This window comes from Parafrankia discariae, from assembly GCF_000373365.1.
GTDB lineage: Bacteria > Actinomycetota > Actinomycetes > Frankiales > Frankiaceae > Parafrankia > Parafrankia discariae.
Genome location: NZ_KB891181.1, coordinates 101,646 through 116,188, shown reverse-complemented (window position 1 = coordinate 116,188; position 14,543 = coordinate 101,646). Strand labels below are relative to the sequence as shown.

The 14,543-nt window shown below is 65.7% G+C and carries 13 protein-coding genes and 1 pseudogene; 10 read left to right on the top strand and 4 right to left on the bottom strand.

The window, feature by feature from the left end:
• A partial coding sequence (locus B056_RS0110165) for a transposase family protein (RefSeq protein ID WP_018501759.1) occupies positions 1-268 on the top strand: 268 nt, incomplete at its 5' end.
• A 457-nt stretch (positions 269-725) separates the two neighbouring features.
• Entirely contained in the window at positions 726-1,937 is a 1,212-nt protein-coding gene (locus B056_RS40530; protein ID WP_076784674.1) for a helix-turn-helix domain-containing protein, read from the top strand.
• Between the two features lie 125 nt (positions 1,938-2,062).
• On the opposite strand, the gene B056_RS42640 is transcribed toward B056_RS40530, so the two are convergent.
• On the bottom strand, positions 2,063-2,626 hold the full coding sequence (locus B056_RS42640; protein WP_154676948.1) for a hypothetical protein: 564 nt from the start codon (positions 2,624-2,626) through the stop codon (positions 2,063-2,065).
• A gap of 473 nt (positions 2,627-3,099) precedes the next feature.
• On the opposite strand from B056_RS42640, the gene B056_RS0110160 reads away from it, so the two are divergent.
• The 5 genes from B056_RS0110160 to B056_RS0110140 all read left to right on the top strand — a co-directional run bounded on the left by B056_RS0110160 (position 3,100) and on the right by B056_RS0110140 (position 6,308).
• Entirely contained in the window at positions 3,100-3,297 is a 198-nt protein-coding gene (locus B056_RS0110160; RefSeq protein ID WP_018501758.1) for a hypothetical protein, read from the top strand.
• Positions 3,298-3,358: 61 nt separating this feature from the next.
• Positions 3,359-3,667, top strand: a complete 309-nt coding sequence (locus tag B056_RS0110155) for a hypothetical protein (RefSeq protein ID WP_018501757.1) — start codon at positions 3,359-3,361, stop codon at positions 3,665-3,667.
• 56 nt (positions 3,668-3,723) lie between these two features.
• On the top strand, positions 3,724-3,936 hold the full coding sequence (locus B056_RS35995) for a hypothetical protein (RefSeq protein WP_018501756.1): 213 nt from the start codon (positions 3,724-3,726) through the stop codon (positions 3,934-3,936).
• Complete coding sequence (locus B056_RS42635; RefSeq protein ID WP_018501755.1) at positions 3,933-4,097, top strand: hypothetical protein; 165 nt, start codon at positions 3,933-3,935, stop codon at positions 4,095-4,097. The genes B056_RS35995 and B056_RS42635 overlap by 4 nt, the downstream gene beginning before the upstream one ends.
• 69 nt (positions 4,098-4,166) lie before the next feature.
• On the top strand, positions 4,167-6,308 hold the full coding sequence (locus tag B056_RS0110140) for a cell division protein FtsK (protein ID WP_035751062.1): 2,142 nt from the start codon (positions 4,167-4,169) through the stop codon (positions 6,306-6,308).
• Positions 6,309-6,915: 607 nt separating this feature from the next.
• Here B056_RS0110140 and B056_RS35990 read toward each other — a convergent pair.
• The 3 genes and pseudogenes from B056_RS35990 to B056_RS0110125 form a co-directional block, all read right to left on the bottom strand.
• Positions 6,916-8,361, bottom strand: coding sequence for a recombinase family protein (locus B056_RS35990; protein ID WP_035751060.1), 1,446 nt, complete (start codon positions 8,359-8,361; stop codon positions 6,916-6,918).
• A gap of 64 nt (positions 8,362-8,425) precedes the next feature.
• Positions 8,426-8,803 (bottom strand): annotated as a pseudogene (locus tag B056_RS35985) (SAM-dependent methyltransferase); the annotation flags it as partial.
• A gap of 98 nt (positions 8,804-8,901) precedes the next feature.
• Positions 8,902-9,831, bottom strand: coding sequence for an LmeA family phospholipid-binding protein (locus B056_RS0110125; protein ID WP_018501751.1), 930 nt, complete (start codon positions 9,829-9,831; stop codon positions 8,902-8,904).
• A 293-nt stretch (positions 9,832-10,124) separates the two neighbouring features.
• Between B056_RS0110125 and B056_RS0110120 the strand changes: the two genes are divergently transcribed.
• From B056_RS0110120 to B056_RS0110110, 3 genes are all read left to right on the top strand, one after another.
• Positions 10,125-12,428: an MMPL family transporter gene (locus B056_RS0110120; RefSeq protein ID WP_084647127.1), complete on the top strand. Its 2,304-nt coding sequence runs from the start codon at positions 10,125-10,127 to the stop codon at positions 12,426-12,428.
• A 98-nt stretch (positions 12,429-12,526) separates the two neighbouring features.
• Positions 12,527-13,846, top strand: coding sequence for a sensor histidine kinase (locus B056_RS0110115; RefSeq protein ID WP_035751090.1), 1,320 nt, complete (start codon positions 12,527-12,529; stop codon positions 13,844-13,846).
• Positions 13,821-14,501 carry a response regulator transcription factor gene (locus B056_RS0110110; protein ID WP_018501748.1) on the top strand — a complete coding sequence of 227 codons (681 nt, stop codon included), beginning with the start codon at positions 13,821-13,823 and terminating at the stop codon, positions 14,499-14,501. The genes B056_RS0110115 and B056_RS0110110 overlap by 26 nt, the downstream gene beginning before the upstream one ends.
• The last annotated feature ends 42 nt before the right edge of the window (positions 14,502-14,543 follow it).

Here is a 14,543-nt window from a genome sequence, read left to right as displayed (position 1 = left end):
CGCGGAAACGATCTACCTCTACGCCGACAAGGGCTACGTCGGCGGCGAGAGCGATCTGCTCCTCGTGCCCCGTAAGAAGCCCGCGAACGGCGAACTTTCCGACGGCCTCAAGGAGAGCAACCGCGTCCTCGCGGCCACCCGCGCACCCGGCGAACGCGGCTTCGCGGTCCTGAAGAACTGGCGCGTGCTCAGCCGTTTCCGCGGCTGCCCACGCCGGGTCGGCGAGTTCACCCAGGCCGTCTTCGTCCTGGAACAGGAGGGAATCTAGAAAAACAAACTTTGAAAATGCTCATCATGTGGTCAAGGTCCGTGATGATATTCTCGGCGCGATTACAGACAATCACGGTTTTCTGGTCGGGCCATGTCATGTCAAGCCGGGAAAGAAGCTCTGCTACCTCCCGCATCGCCATAAGCGCAATTCTCAGCTGACTCTCAATGATCTTCTCACCAACCGTCCGACGATCGACGGACGGTTGGTCACCGTGGTCCGATCCGTTCATGCCTGCCGCTTCGCTCACAGGTGGTCAAGCCCCCTTGTAGTAGATGGCGGTTTGCGGCACCCGGAGCCCAGGGGGCCCCGGACAGCGACGCTGTCCGGTCACCGGACTCCGGGCGCCTACTAGACGATCCTGATGAACAGGTCAGACAAGGGGAACCGCTGAGAGAGCGTAGGATGCTGTCACGGAGCGTGATAGGTGGTACGTAGCGTCCTAGGGAGGTCACCCATGCGGGAGATCCGAGCGTTGGGTGACCGTGTCGCCCAGATCCGAATCCGACGATCAATGACTCAGGTCGAGCTCGCGGAACGGGCTGGAGTGTCGGTTGATCTGGTTACCAAGCTGGAGCAAGGGCAGCGTGATGGCATCCGCATCACGACGTTGCATAGCCTGGCTAGGGCATTGGACGTACCTACAGCGACGTTCTTTGAGGTAGAGGAAGAGGCAGCGATGAGCGACAGCGAGTCTCTGATGCCGCTTCGGCGGCTGTTGGTACCGGGGCCCTCGGGTAGTCGGGCAGACGAGCCTGAGCTCGCGCTAGGGCCTCTACGGCAACGGCTGGCGATCCTGACTCAGGATTACCATCACGCACGCTACTCGCAGGCGGTCCGGACATCACCGGCACTGATCGAGGACCTTACTACGGCGACCAGCCTACATCAGGGGCAGGATCGCGAAGACGCATTCCGCCTATTGGCACACGCCTATATCATCGCTGCTAGCGTGCTAATACAGTTGGGTGGCGAAGACCTGGCTTGCGAGGCGGTTCGGCGCAGCATGGAATCGGCCGAATCCGCCGAAGATCAGATATTGCGGGCCAGCGGAGTGGCTTATTATCGTTGGGCCTTCATCCGTCAAGGTCGATTCGAAGACGCGGAAAGAGTCTCGGTCGAAACCGCCTCCCAAATCGAACCGTCTATCGTAAACTCCACGCCCGCACATCTGGGTGTATGGGGACGCCTGATGATAGGGGCTAGTGCGGCGGCAGCGCGGAATAACCGTCCGGAGACTGCTACCGAACTTCTCTCCTATGCTCGTTCCTCTGCGGCTAGAATCATTGACGGAAAGATGGACTACGCCAAATACTGGGCTACCTTCGGGCCTTCCGACGTCAATGCGATGGAAGTCGAGAACGCGATGACTCAGGGAGACGCCCCCCGAGCGTTGAGCCTGGCACGATCCGTCTACAAAGCCGAGAACATGCCAATGAGCAGTTGGACTCGCCATCTCTTGGCAGTAGCAGAAGCGCAGACAGCGGTAAGGGAATACTCTAGCGCTATCCGGACCATACAAGATATCCGCTCAATGACTCCCGAATGGCTCAAAGAACAGAATCTTGCGGGAAAGGTTCTTCGGGATCTTCTAGATGTCACCAGTGTACGCCGCGCCCGCAAGGCGGGCCTTACCGAGCTGGCCTCATTTGTCGGGATACAGCCCTGAGAGAATCACCTTCCTAATGGCTGGGATCGTGGAATGCGGATCTTCTTTAGATCCTCTCCAACTCGGCACAGCCAGCGACGGTCGTACGCTGGCTGTGCCGAGTTCAATCTTGATCATGGATAGTATTATTTTTGCGTCCATGGGCGGCGGGCGGCCCGCGTGTTTCGCGGATTTCTATTCATGTGGCGTTCCCGTGCGAGTCGGTAGAATTCGAGCGGCGGGGGCGGGAGTTGGTGCGGAGGTTTGAAGTACGGGTGGTTTACTGCCCGTGTCGATCCTTCGCTGTTTGATATCCGGTAGTCGAGTTCTAGCGCGAGTGTGAGAAGTAGTTTCTTCTCCGTGCGTCTGCGCATGTTCTCTCCGGAACGTCCGTAGACCGCACCGGCTTTTTCTCTGCGTTCCGTCTGGTTGAGAGCCACTTTGTGACTTCGGGGTATCGGGTCGAGGTTGTACAGCGCTCTGAGCGCGTCGGACCGTGGCCTGCCGATGGCGTTCACAGCGGCGATGAGTGCCCGCTGTGCGATCCGTGCGCGCCGGAACAGGTCTTCAGGCTCTCCGGGGGCTAGCCGGTCGATGAGGGCCGGTGCGCCGTGGATGAGATCGTCCGGCGTCTGCGCTCCTGTCGCCATCAGCTCATCGAGCAGGACCACGAGTCCGCTGGGGTCGTTCCTATTCTCACTCTTCGACATCGGTGCGTTGTGGGCGCTCCGGAGTGGGTCAGGGCAGGTCCCCACCGTCGGGCGCTCCCTCCTTCTCACTCACTGTCACCATCTGCCCGACGATCGCCACCGTTAGCAATCGTCTAACTACTAACAATGAGTCTGCCTACTGAGCGTTGATCACGCCTACCTTTACGCAGTCCGTTGTTCAGTAGTAGTTCGCACTCTGTTGATCGGCGCCCACTCTGCGCCCAGTGCGCGCCCACTTTGCGCCCGGTCAGCGCCCGAGGAAACGCGCGGTGAGCGGCGCCCAGTTTCCGCCCGGTGCCCGCCTGATAGGCGCCCGGTGCCGGCACTTTCCGCCTACTAACCGCGCGGAAAGCGCCCAGACAGGCCGTTCTTTTCGGGGCAGGATTGTTCTTGTGCAGCCGGGGTGCGCAACCCGGAAAGGCACAGATTCCCCTTCTCTCTATTCCTGCCCGTGGCCTGTTTGGAGTTCTGCTGTGCTCGTTTTCCTGCTGCTGCTCGTGCTTCTCGTGCCCCTGTTGAAGTGGGCCGGTCGGTTCTTCTTCGCGGTCGGAGCTCTGCTGCTGTTCCTGACGGCGGTGGACTTCCTCGCGGAGCACGGTGGCGGATTCGGCGTGGCCGTCATGGTGATCATCGCGGTGATCATGCTGTTCCGCCGTGCCGGCCGACGCTGACAGCCTTTGAATACCTCTTCTTCCTCGTCCTTTCCTGCCCGCGTTAGGGGTGTCATTTCCTATGTCCAGTCCTGACCCGTCGTTCGGTTCGCTGACCCTGTCCGACCTGGCCAACCGCGCTGACATCGCGTACAACGAGCACCTTGCCACCTACACGGCGTCCACGGTTCTGTACCGGATTCACATCGAGGTTTCCGCGGAGGCCGAAACCGCATTGGATCTCGAATTCCTGGACGTGCTCGACACCGTTCAGGAGCGTGTGGAGAAGTTCCGGGAGAGCACCCGCGCGCACTGGCGGAACACCTACACGGTCTGGGCAAACGCGGCTGGTGTCGAGATTCCGCCGGACTCCTTCGGTTCCGTCGAGTGAGTACCTCTCCTCTTTATCCACCGAATCCGCTCTCTGGCATCACGGAGACCAGCCCCATGGATTTTTCCGCCGTCATTCTCATTCTTGCACTTCTCGGCGTGGCGGTTCTCGCCCCTCGCCTTCGGGTGAGTCGCCTCGTTCCGATCACGTGCATTCTCCTCGGTTTCTTCCTCGGCAGGTTCGGTATCGGCATCGTCGCGCACGGGGTGTGGGACTTCGTCGAATCGGTACTCACGTTCCTGCCGGTCCGTGTGGAGAAGCAGGCATGACGACCATTCTGCTGTGGGTCCTCATGGCCGACGCGATTCTCGCGAACCTGTGCGCGCTGTTTCTCGCAGGTGGACAGATCGTGCAGGAAATCGTCAACGGACGTGACGAACACGCCACCGAACGCGCCACCGTGCACCACGACCACACCCGCTACCGCTGACCATTCTTTTTCCGGGGGTGCCGGCACTGCCGGCACCCCCGGCCCCTTCGCACCCTGGAGGTGGTTTCCATGGCAGAGAATCCTTCGCCATCCGACCCGGTGCCTGGTTGGATTCCTGACATTGCCGCCGCACGTGCTGAGTTCCCGGCGGTGCCCAACGCCGAGAGCTACGCGGTCGAACTCGACACCGACACACCGATGTCCGGCACGGTGGTGGATCTTCCCACCCCCGTCACGGGTCAGCGGGAGGGCGAACGTCGGGCGATCGTGCCGGACAGCCTGCGGTGGGCGCAGCTTCCGGCGACCGTGCGCCACGCTGGCGGCTTCTGGGCACATGTCGCGCTGTTCCACACCGTCCGGGCTCCCTGGTACGTCCTGGTAGCGCTGAGGGCCGCTCTCGTGGGTGCCGGACGGCTCCTGTCCCACCACATCCGATGGATCATGGTGGAGGAAGCGTCAGGACTGCGGCAGGCTGCCGCCGGCGGTGATGCTTCCACGTGGCTTTCCCTGCATCGCACGGTGCATTCCGCGCGGAAGCGGCGCGTCCTCGTGGCCCTGGGCGAGATAGCCGCCATCGGGTGCGTGATGACCATGATGCCGCCGCTGTGGCATTCCCTGCCGACACTGGGCAGGGTCGTTCTGGTAATAGGAATCCTCGCTCCGCTCATCGTAGCCGGACGGCCCCGACACGGCAGGCTTATCCCTCCTGCCGTGGTGACACCACGATTCCGACGTCTGACAGCGGACATCGTGCTCCGCGCCTACTACGCGGCGAAGCTCGGCGATCCCGAAAAGCCTGGCCAGCAAATTACCTTCGGTAGCGCAATGGCGCGTGACGGAGACGGTAGCCGGGTGCTCGTGGACCTGCCCTACGGAAGGGGATTCGGCGACGCCACGAAAAGCCATGCGGCGATTGCGTCTGGCCTTGACGTCGCCACGAGTCAGGTATTTCTGTCACCGGATCGGAGTTCTACCCGGCGGCATGTCCTGTGGGTGGCAGACCGTGACCCGCTGGCGATTCCAGCCGGCCGCACGCCTCTCCTGAAGCTGCAGGAGACGGACATTTGGAAACCGGCTCCGATGGGGTTGGACGAACGCGGCGGGAACGTGTTCCTTGACCTCATGTGGAACAGTATCCTCGTGGGCGCCCAACCCCGGAAAGGAAAATCGTTCACGCTTCGCCATCTCGGGTTGTACGCGGCAGCCGATCCCTATGTGAAGCTCTCCGTTTTCGACGCTTCCGGTCGCCCTGACTGGAGAGGTTTCACAGCGGTTGCCGACCGGTGTTCCTTCGGAATGGCGATGACCCGTGACGGTGACCCGATCGATCTCCTTGTGGAGACCCTTCGGGAGATCAAAAGGGATGTTGAGGATCGGTATCTTCGACTGTCGGAGATGCCTCCGTCGATGGTGCCGGAAGGCAAGCTCACCCGGACCATTGCCCGTGACCCGTCCTACGGCATGCCGGTGCGAATCCTTATTCTGGATGAGTTCCAGTTGTACTTTTCGACCGGGAACACCGACACCGACCGGGAGATAGCTGATCTTCTCGTCTATCTTATCCGGGTGGCCCCGGCCGCCGGTGTGATCATCGGTAGTGCGACGCAGAGACCATCCGGGATCGGTTCCGGTGGAGAAGTCTCCCGACGTTTCACGGACTACCGAGACAATCATATCCTCCGCTTTGCACTGAAAACCGGAAGCTACGTCGTGTCCGATCTCGTGCTAGGCAGTGGAGCCTACTCGGAAGGTCTCGATTCGAGCACCCTTGACCCCGAATACAAAGGGGTGGGAATCCTGCGTGGCGCGATGGACCACAGCCCGACCGTGCGTACTTACCTGGCCGATGCGGAGGACTCCGCGAAAATCCTGACGGCAGCCCGGGAACGCCGCGCGAAACTCGGCACCCTCACCGGTCAGGCTGCCGGCATCCCCTTCTCTACGACGATCCCCACCCGCAACGTTCTAGAAGACGTCGCGGCGATCTTCGGTGAGGATTCCGGGCTGCACTGGCCGGAAATCTCAGAAAGGCTCGCACGGCGCTTTCCCGAACACTACGCGGACGTGAACGCCGAAGTGATCAGTGTGCAGTGCCGCGCACTCGGCGTGCCGAGCGTGAACGTCAAGCGCGCCGGAACGGTCCTGAAGGGCGCACGGGCCGATGCCGTCCGCAGCGCGTTCCAGCGGGCCCCGGGGGTGCGCTCCAGGTAGCGCAGGGTGCCGCTACCGGTAGCGGCACCGTGTACCCGCCCGATCTCCCACCCGACCCCCGGACCTGCACTGACAGTGCGGGTAGCGGTAGCGGCCAGCACCCTCCACAGGCCCGAAACGGGCCCTCAGAGCCCCGTACGGGCCTGCCAGACCGCTACCGCCACCCCGGGGGCACCCGACATCAGAGAGGCTCTCAGGTGGCCACCCCAGACGCGCCACGACCGGCGGACGACCCCACCAACCCGACCGACACCGACGACGAACACGCGGCTGTACGGCGATGGATCACCGAACACGTGGGGAAGGCACCGCCACCATCCCCACCGATGATCGCCATCATTGTTCCCGTGGAGGCTCCCCGCCACGACAGAGTCGCCCTTGGCCGCTGAAGAACAGGCACCCGACCCCACCCCGGGGGAAGATGTCCCGAACATTCTTAGCGACCCTGGCAGCATCCCAGACGGTGAGAACGTCGTGATTCTCTCGGCGCAGGATTTCAGGCTCCCTGACGTACTGCGACACGTGGAGGCTGGAAGGGTCGTGATCGTCCTTCCAGCCCTCCCACGAACCACCTAGCGGCGTAGCGGCGCGGACGGGCGGTAGAACCTCAGTTCCGCGTGCCGCCTTCCCGGCGGAAACAGAATCCGTTACCAAGGTCTACGATCCCGTCCGCGCCCGTCGCGCCCGCGAACCCTGTGCCAATCTTGATTCCCCACTGTCCGTCATGCTCGGAAAGCTCCAGACCCCACGAGGCCATGATCGCGCGGATCATGCCCCGCTTTTCGTCGGTGCCGCCGGTCGTCCACAGGTGGCTGACTGTCTGCCCGGTTTCCGCGTAGTCGTACACGTCAGAGACAAGGTCGAACTTTTCGATGGACACCCGCAGAGCCTTGCGGGTGTCCACCAAAGCATCGAGATCATCATCGTCTTCCGTGACAGAAAGACGGCTTTTGATCTTGGCGAGTTCCGCCCGCATCTCGTCCAGCTTGTGAGCGTTTCCCGCCACACGCTGGAAGGCGAGAATAGGTGTCATGTCGCTGGAAAACATCGAATCAATCACGCCGATGATCGGGCTGGCGTCGCAACCCTTGAAAATACCGCACGCCTTGCGCTGCTTGGCATGGCCACCACAGCGCAGCTTAGGAGTACGCGGATTCCCGGCGGGAGTGTTACTGGCATTGAAATGCAGCTTCGCACCGCACGACGGGCATTTAAGAACACCACTGATCCAGTTGGCTGCCTGCGCCACAGGACGTCCACCTTTGTTCCCCCGGGCGTCCGTCAAGTTCGCGGCAATCACCTTGTTCGCACGCCACCACAGAGGCGAATCAACCACAGGGGCAACCTCGTGCATCCACGTTTCGGCCACACCCTCATACGTGTACCGACACTCCTCAACCCCGGTGTGGTTTGCTGTGAATCGAACAAGGTTCTTGATTGATCCCGGATACAGATCGTAGATCCGACCAATGGATTGCAGAGATTCACGGTTGGCGACACGCTCGTAAATGTCCCTGACGGATTCCGGGTCTGCGCAGTACGCCTGCTTTGCGTAGCGTTCCCCTTTGGTCATCCAGAACGACGGAAGTGCACCGTGGTGCGCACCGTTCGCGATAATCATCGAAATTCCGCGATACGTGGTCGCCTTGACCGTCTTGGACTTCTCGGCATTCGCGTGCTGAGCAACGAGAGTGACGATACGACCGGCGAAATCAGTCTTGCCGAACTGAGGTTCGGCAATCGAGATGATGTCGCCACCCGCAGACCTAATACCGAGCAAGATCTCTGCTTGCGCATCCAAATCGTCACGACGGTCAAGCCGCGACGACTCGGTAACCATAAGAGTCGTGTAATCCCGACGCTGAATATCGGCGATCGCCTCACGCAAGGCCGGTTCCTGCGCTCCGTGGCTAGCCGAGTACCCGTGAAGCGTGAACCACTTGACGATCATGATCCCGCGCTGAGCAGCCTCCTCAGTAAGGATCTTGACCTGCGACGTCTCGTCTTGGCTACCCGTGGAAACCCGAACAAATCCGGCGCCTAGCTCGCCCACTGTCCCACCCTCGCTGCCAGTGCTGATCACGACCTACACCGTGCACACTACCCGGCATCCTACGGTCGTTGTCGGCGTAGACCACCCGGGCTTCCGGGGCGATCCCCTGGGCGACCTCGTGCAAGTTCGGGCTGGTCGGGATGCCTGTCCCGACGTCGAGGAACTGCCGGATACCCACCTCACCGGCCAGATACCGGATCGCGCGGATCAGGAAGGCGCGATTCTCCCGAGCGGCGTCACGCAAAGTCGGGAAGACGGCGATAGCTTGTTCGGCGCCTTCTCTGTCGGCCGGGAAATTATCCTTCCCGCCAAGGTAGTAGTCGTACATGCGCGCGGAGTGCGGGGCGCCGGTCCGCAGTGCGACCGTGTCCACCGCGTCCACCAGGGTCTTCCAGCGACGGTGACCCGTCGGGAGGTCGCTCACGCCGGCCCCTCCCAGCATCATCAGTGATGGTCAGATCATCTCCCCGCCCGCGCTGTCCGCTCGGGCGGCCCGCTCTCCCGCAGGAGGTGGCCGGGAGCCGACGCTGTCGGGCGCGGTCAGGTCCCGGTGCTGTCCGTCGGGGGGCATTGCCGGGTTCTCGTCTCGGCCTCGGGCAGGACGACATTCCTGGCCGTCGCGGTCAGCGAGAGGCCCGACGCGTCGGTGGCCGCCCTGACAATGGTGAGGTCGAACGGAAGGGCACCGACGGGGATCGGGATCGCGGGAAGCAGATCACCCACGCCCCCGGGAACAGGAATGTCGAAGTTGAGGGAGCCACGCAGAGAGATCTCGGAGGGAACCATCGTCAGTCTGTCGTCCCGCACCTCGAAGGTGGTGACGCCGCCCACCTCCTGCGCGCCGAGCACCGGCAGGTCGGCGGTCCCGGAGACCTCGACCCGATCCCCGCCGTCCACCGGATTGATCTGAACCTTGCCGGGCTGATCAGCCAGGAAGGTGTTCACATCGGCGTAGTCGAGGCGAACCGTCGCCTCCACATCGTCGACCGGAACCTCACCCACACTGTTGGTGAGCATCTTCCGGACGGGAATGTGCAGTCCTTTGAGGTGCGCCTCGACCGATGAGATGCGCGGGCCGGGTGTGGGTACTCCTTCGACGGTCAGACCGATGTTCTTGAACTTCCCGAACGCCACCTGGGTGAGGAACGGGAATCCGCCGATGCTGACATCGCGCACGGTCGGCGGGATCACGTCGCAGTCGAGGCCCTCGGTCACGCTCGCCGCGATCTGCCGGGCCATCTGGTCCTCGGCGGCCGACACCGCGAACCGGTCACCCGCGACGAGCACCACGAGCACCACGAGCTGGACGATCGCGAGGATCGCGAGGATCCGCCGGCGCCGCCACCACCGGCGCCGACGCTCCGGGCCAGGCGTGCCCGCGGCTGCGTGATCCGCGGCGGCTTGGTGCGCGGCGGCTTGGTGCGCGGCGTCCGCGGGCTCGCGCCCGTCGCCGTCGATTCTGAGGTTCACCGAACATCCTTCACGTGGCACGGCACCGGTGGTCCCTGGTCACCTGCGGGGGAGGGACAACTGTGCACCGGAACGGTCGCGTTCCGCGTCGGCCGTAGGCAGTCAGTTCGGGCTACTGCGGGCTCAGTACTCCGTGGCGTCACGGACGACCGGAACTACTCCGCCGGTCGAAGCTGCCGGGGTGTGTGTACTGCGATTTCCGTAGCCGGAGGTTCCGGCAGGTGGACGACGACGGGAGGCACCTGGTTCACGCAGTCTTCTCGGGTACCCGAGAAGATGTGGAGACCTCACCCGTGGCGACTTTTCTCTATCGGCTGGGCCGGCTGTCCTTCCGACGGCGCCGATACGTTCTCCTGCTCTGGGTGGGAGTTCTGGTCGCCGCCGGTTTCGCCGCCGCCAGGGCGCCGGCCGCGCCCGACGACGCCTTTTCCATCCCCGGGACCGAGTCCCAGCGGGCGTTCGATCTCCTGGACGAACGTTTCCCCGGGTCCGGGGCGGACGGGGCGGTCGCCCGCATCGTCTTCGTCGCTCCGCCCGGTCAGACGCTGACCACCGGGGGGAACCGCGCGGCCGTCGAGAGCGTCGTCGCGCGGGCGGGCTCCGGTCCACAGGTCGTCGCCGTCGCGGACCCCTTCCAGGGCGCGGCGGTCAGCGGGGACGCGACGACCGCGTACGCGACGGTGACCTATTCGACGGTCAGCGACGATCTGACCGACGCCACCACGGACGGTCTGCGGAACGCGGTCGAGAACGGCCGGGCCGCCGGCCTGACCGTCGAGATCGGCGGGGACGCGCTGACGACCCGGCCCGCGGCGGGCGGGATCACCGAGGTCGTGGGGATCGCGGTCGCGGCCCTCGTCCTGCTGGTCACCTTCGGATCCCTGGCCGCGGCCGGGCTCCCCCTGCTGACCGCGATCGTGAGCGTCGGCGTCGGCATGGCCTCGATCATGGCCCTGGCCAGCACCTTCAGTCTTTCCTCGACCACCAGCACGCTGGCGATGATGCTCGGCCTGGCGGTCGGCATCGACTACGCCGTGTTCATCGTGTCCCGTTACCGGGAGGAGCGCGCCCGGGGGCACGAGCCGTCGGAGGCCGTGGCCGTCGCCACCGGCACCGCCGGGTCCTCCGTGGTGTTCGCCGGGCTCACCGTGGTGATCGCCCTGGCCGGGCTGTTCATCGTCGGGGTGCCGACGCTGACGAAGATGGGCCTGGCCGCCGCCGGCACGATCGTCGTCGCCGTCCTCGTCGCGCTCACCCTCGTCCCGGCGCTGCTCGGCTTCCTGCAGCGCGCCGTCCTGCCCCGCGCCGCCCGCAGGCGGCCGCGGCGACAGCAGGAGCAGGACCAGGGGCGACGGCGGGAGCAGGGGCGGGCGGGGAACGGACAGCACCGCCCCAACGCGGGCACCCGCTGGGCGCGGTTCGTCCTGCGCCGCCCGCTGCCCGTCCTCATCCTGGCAGTCCTCGCGCTGGTGGCGATCGCGCTGCCGGTCCTGGACCTGCGGCTGGGCACCGCCGGTGACGAGGCGAAGCCCACCTCCACCACCGAACGCCGTGCCTACGACGACCTCGCCCAGGGCTTCGGGCCCGGTTTCAACGGCCCACTGACCGTCGTCGTCGACGCGGCGGGTTCCGCCGACGCCCGGGCGGCGGTCACCACGACCGTCCAGCGGATCGCCGGCACTCCCGGCGTCGTCTCCGTCTCCGCGGCCCGGTTCAACACCGCGGGCGACACAGCCGTGTTCAGCGCCGTTCCCGCCACCGGCCCGAGCGAGGCCGCGACCAGGGACCTCGTCCACGCCATCCGCGCCGAACGCGCCTCGGTGGCGGCGGCCACCGGGGCGACGTTCCAGGTCACCGGCACCACCGCGGTCAACATCGACATGGCGCAGAAGGTCCAGGACGCGCTCGTGCCCTACCTCGCCGTCGTGGTCGGCCTGGCCTTCCTGCTCCTGCTCGTGCTCTTCCGCTCGGTGCTCGTCCCCCTCAAGGCCGCCGTCGGCTTCCTGCTCTCGGTGCTCGCCGCCCTCGGCGCGGTCGTCGCGGTCTTCCAGTGGGGCTGGCTGGCCGAGCTCATCGGCCTGGAACAGACCGGGCCGATCATGAGCATGATGCCGATCTTCATGGTGGGCATCGTCTTCGGTCTCGCCATGGACTACGAGGTCTTCCTCGTCGCCCGCATGCGCGAGGCGCACGTCCACGGCGAGAACGCCCGGGACGCGATCGTGTCCGGATTCGGGCACAGCGCCCGGGTCGTGGTCGCCGCCGCACTGATCATGATGGCGGTCTTCGCCGGTTTCGTCGGCGCGACCGAACCGATCATCAAGATGATCGGGTTCGGCCTGGCCACCGCGGTGCTGCTCGACGCCTTCGTCGTCCGCATGACCATCGTGCCCGCCGTCCTGGCCCTGCTCGGCGAACGTGCCTGGTGGATCCCCCGTACGCTCGACAGGATCCTGCCGCGGGTCGACGTCGAGGGCGAGGCGCTGAGCCGGCCGCCCACCCCGGAAGCAGCCGCCGACGCCGACGCCGACGCTGGCACAGCCGCGGGCGCCGGCCCGGCCGACCACGTCCAGTTGGAACCCACCACCGCCCGGTGAGCGCCGCCCGTCCGAGGACCGCCGGCGCCGGGCTGGCGGTCCTCGGACGGGGCCCGCACGGTGAGAAGTACGGTCACAGCACCCGACAGGAAGCCGTCATGACGATCAGCAGCTGGGGGCACCGGCTTCGGACCCATCCCCGGACGGGCACCGCGGTGGGAGCGCTCCTGGCGTTCGTGGCCGCCGGGCCGGCCAGCAGGCTCAACCCCCAGCATGTCGCCCACGACAGCTCCCCGTATCCCGCGGTGCTGCTCGCCGCCGTCGCCTGCACCGCGCTGCTCTGGCACGAACGCCATCCCCGCGCGACCGCGGTGGTGGCCGTCGCCGGCACCGTGGTCCTGGCCGGCCTCGGCTACCTGCTCACCTCGCTGATGATCGCCCCGGCGATGGTCGCGCTCTACTGGCTGGCCGCGCACACCGACCGCAGAACCACCCTGAGCATCGTCATTCCCTCCTGTGCCCTGGTGGTCGCGACGGCGCTGATCGCCGACCCCGACGGCTATCCCCTGGAGCTCAAGACCATCGGCCCGACCGCCTGGCTGCTGATGGCGACGTCCCTCGGCGGCGCGCGACGGATCAGGCAGGACTATCTCGACGCGGTCCGGGCCCGCGCGGAGTACGCCGAGCGGACCCGTGAGGCCGAGGCCCGCCGCCTGGTGACCGAGGAACGCACCCGGATCGCCCGCGAACTCCACGACGTCGTCGCCCACCACATCACCCTGGCCCACGCGCAGGCGGGGACCGCCGCGCACCTCGTCCGCACCCGCCCCGAGCAGACGGAACAGATCCTGACCAGCCTCACCGCCACCACGTCCGCCGCCCTGCGCGACCTGAAGGCCACGGTGGGCCTGCTCCGGCAGGGCGACGACCGGCCCGCGCCGCTGGAACCGGCTCCCGCGCTCGCCCAGCTTCCCGAGCTCGCCCGCGCGTTCGCCGCCGCCGGGCTCGAAGTCACGATCAACATTCGTGGCGAGCGGCCCCCGCTCTCCCCCGGCGTGGAGCTCACGGCCTACCGGATCGCGCAGGAGGCGCTGACCAACGTGGCGAAACACGCCACGACGAACGCCGCCCACGTCGACATCACCTACTCTCCCAGCAGCATCACCTTGATGATCATCAACGGTGACGGCCGTGGACCCGGCGGCGTGGGCGACAGCGGGCCCACCCGCCGCCGGCCCGGGACGGCGCGCGCGGTCCCGCCGCCGAACGGCGGGTCCGGGCCGAACGACAGGTCCGGGCTGAACAGCGGGTTCGGCCTGATCAGCATGCGTGAGCGCGCACTGTCCGTCGGTGGGCACCTCGAAGCGGGCCACCACCCCGACGTCGGATTCCACGTCACCGCGACACTGCCGCTACATCCCGGAAGCCCCCCGACACCGAAACCGGACTGCGATGACCATCCGCGTACTGCTGGCTGACGATCAGACCCTCCTGCGAGCGACCTTCCGAATCCTGATCGACTCGTGCGAGGACATGACGGTGGTCGCCGAGGCCGCCGACGGGGACGAGGCCGTCGCCGCGGCCCGCGAGCACCACCCTGACGTCGTGGTGATGGACATCCGCATGCCCGGCACGGACGGACTGGCCGCCACCGCCACCATCTGCGCCGACGAGACGCTGGCCACCACCCGGGTCCTCATCCTCACCACGTTCGAGATCGACGAGTACGTCGCCCGGGCGCTGCGCGTCGGAGCGAGCGGCTTCCTCGGCAAGGACGTCGAGACCGACGAGCTTCTCGCCGCCATCCGCACCGTCGCGGGTGGCGACGCCCTGCTCTCACCCACGGCCACCCGCGCGCTCATCGCCCAGTTCCTCGCCACCCCCGAACCCGGCCGCGCCGCCGCGACGGACCACGCCGCCCTGGCCACCCTCACCGCCCGCGAACGGGAGATCACGGCACTGGCCGCCGAGGGCTACTCGAACCAGGACATCGCCCGGCTGCTCGTCATCAGCCCGCTGACCGCCCGCACCCACATCCACCGGGCAATGGCCAAACTGCACGCCCGTGACCGGGCGCAGCTCGTCGTCATCGCCTACCAGACCGGTCTGTCACGAGCCACCCCGCCGATTTGACAAGCCGACAGCGCCAGAAATCCGAAGCGGTTTAACACTTGT

Bases quoted from the DNA above. Each gene is read 5' to 3' on its own strand.
- B056_RS40530 (WP_076784674.1), top strand. From the start codon at position 726: ATGCGGGAGATCCGAGCGTTGGGTGACCGTGTCGCCCAGATCCGAATC.
- B056_RS42640 (WP_154676948.1), bottom strand. From the start codon at position 2,626: ATGTCGAAGAGTGAGAATAGGAACGACCCCAGCGGACTCGTGGTCCTG.
- B056_RS0110155 (WP_018501757.1), top strand. From the start codon at position 3,359: ATGTCCAGTCCTGACCCGTCGTTCGGTTCGCTGACCCTGTCCGACCTG.
- B056_RS35995 (WP_018501756.1), top strand. From the start codon at position 3,724: ATGGATTTTTCCGCCGTCATTCTCATTCTTGCACTTCTCGGCGTGGCG.
- B056_RS42635 (WP_018501755.1), top strand. From the start codon at position 3,933: ATGACGACCATTCTGCTGTGGGTCCTCATGGCCGACGCGATTCTCGCG.
- B056_RS0110140 (WP_035751062.1), top strand. From the start codon at position 4,167: ATGGCAGAGAATCCTTCGCCATCCGACCCGGTGCCTGGTTGGATTCCT.
- B056_RS0110115 (WP_035751090.1), top strand. From the start codon at position 12,527: ATGACGATCAGCAGCTGGGGGCACCGGCTTCGGACCCATCCCCGGACG.
- B056_RS0110110 (WP_018501748.1), top strand. From the start codon at position 13,821: ATGACCATCCGCGTACTGCTGGCTGACGATCAGACCCTCCTGCGAGCG.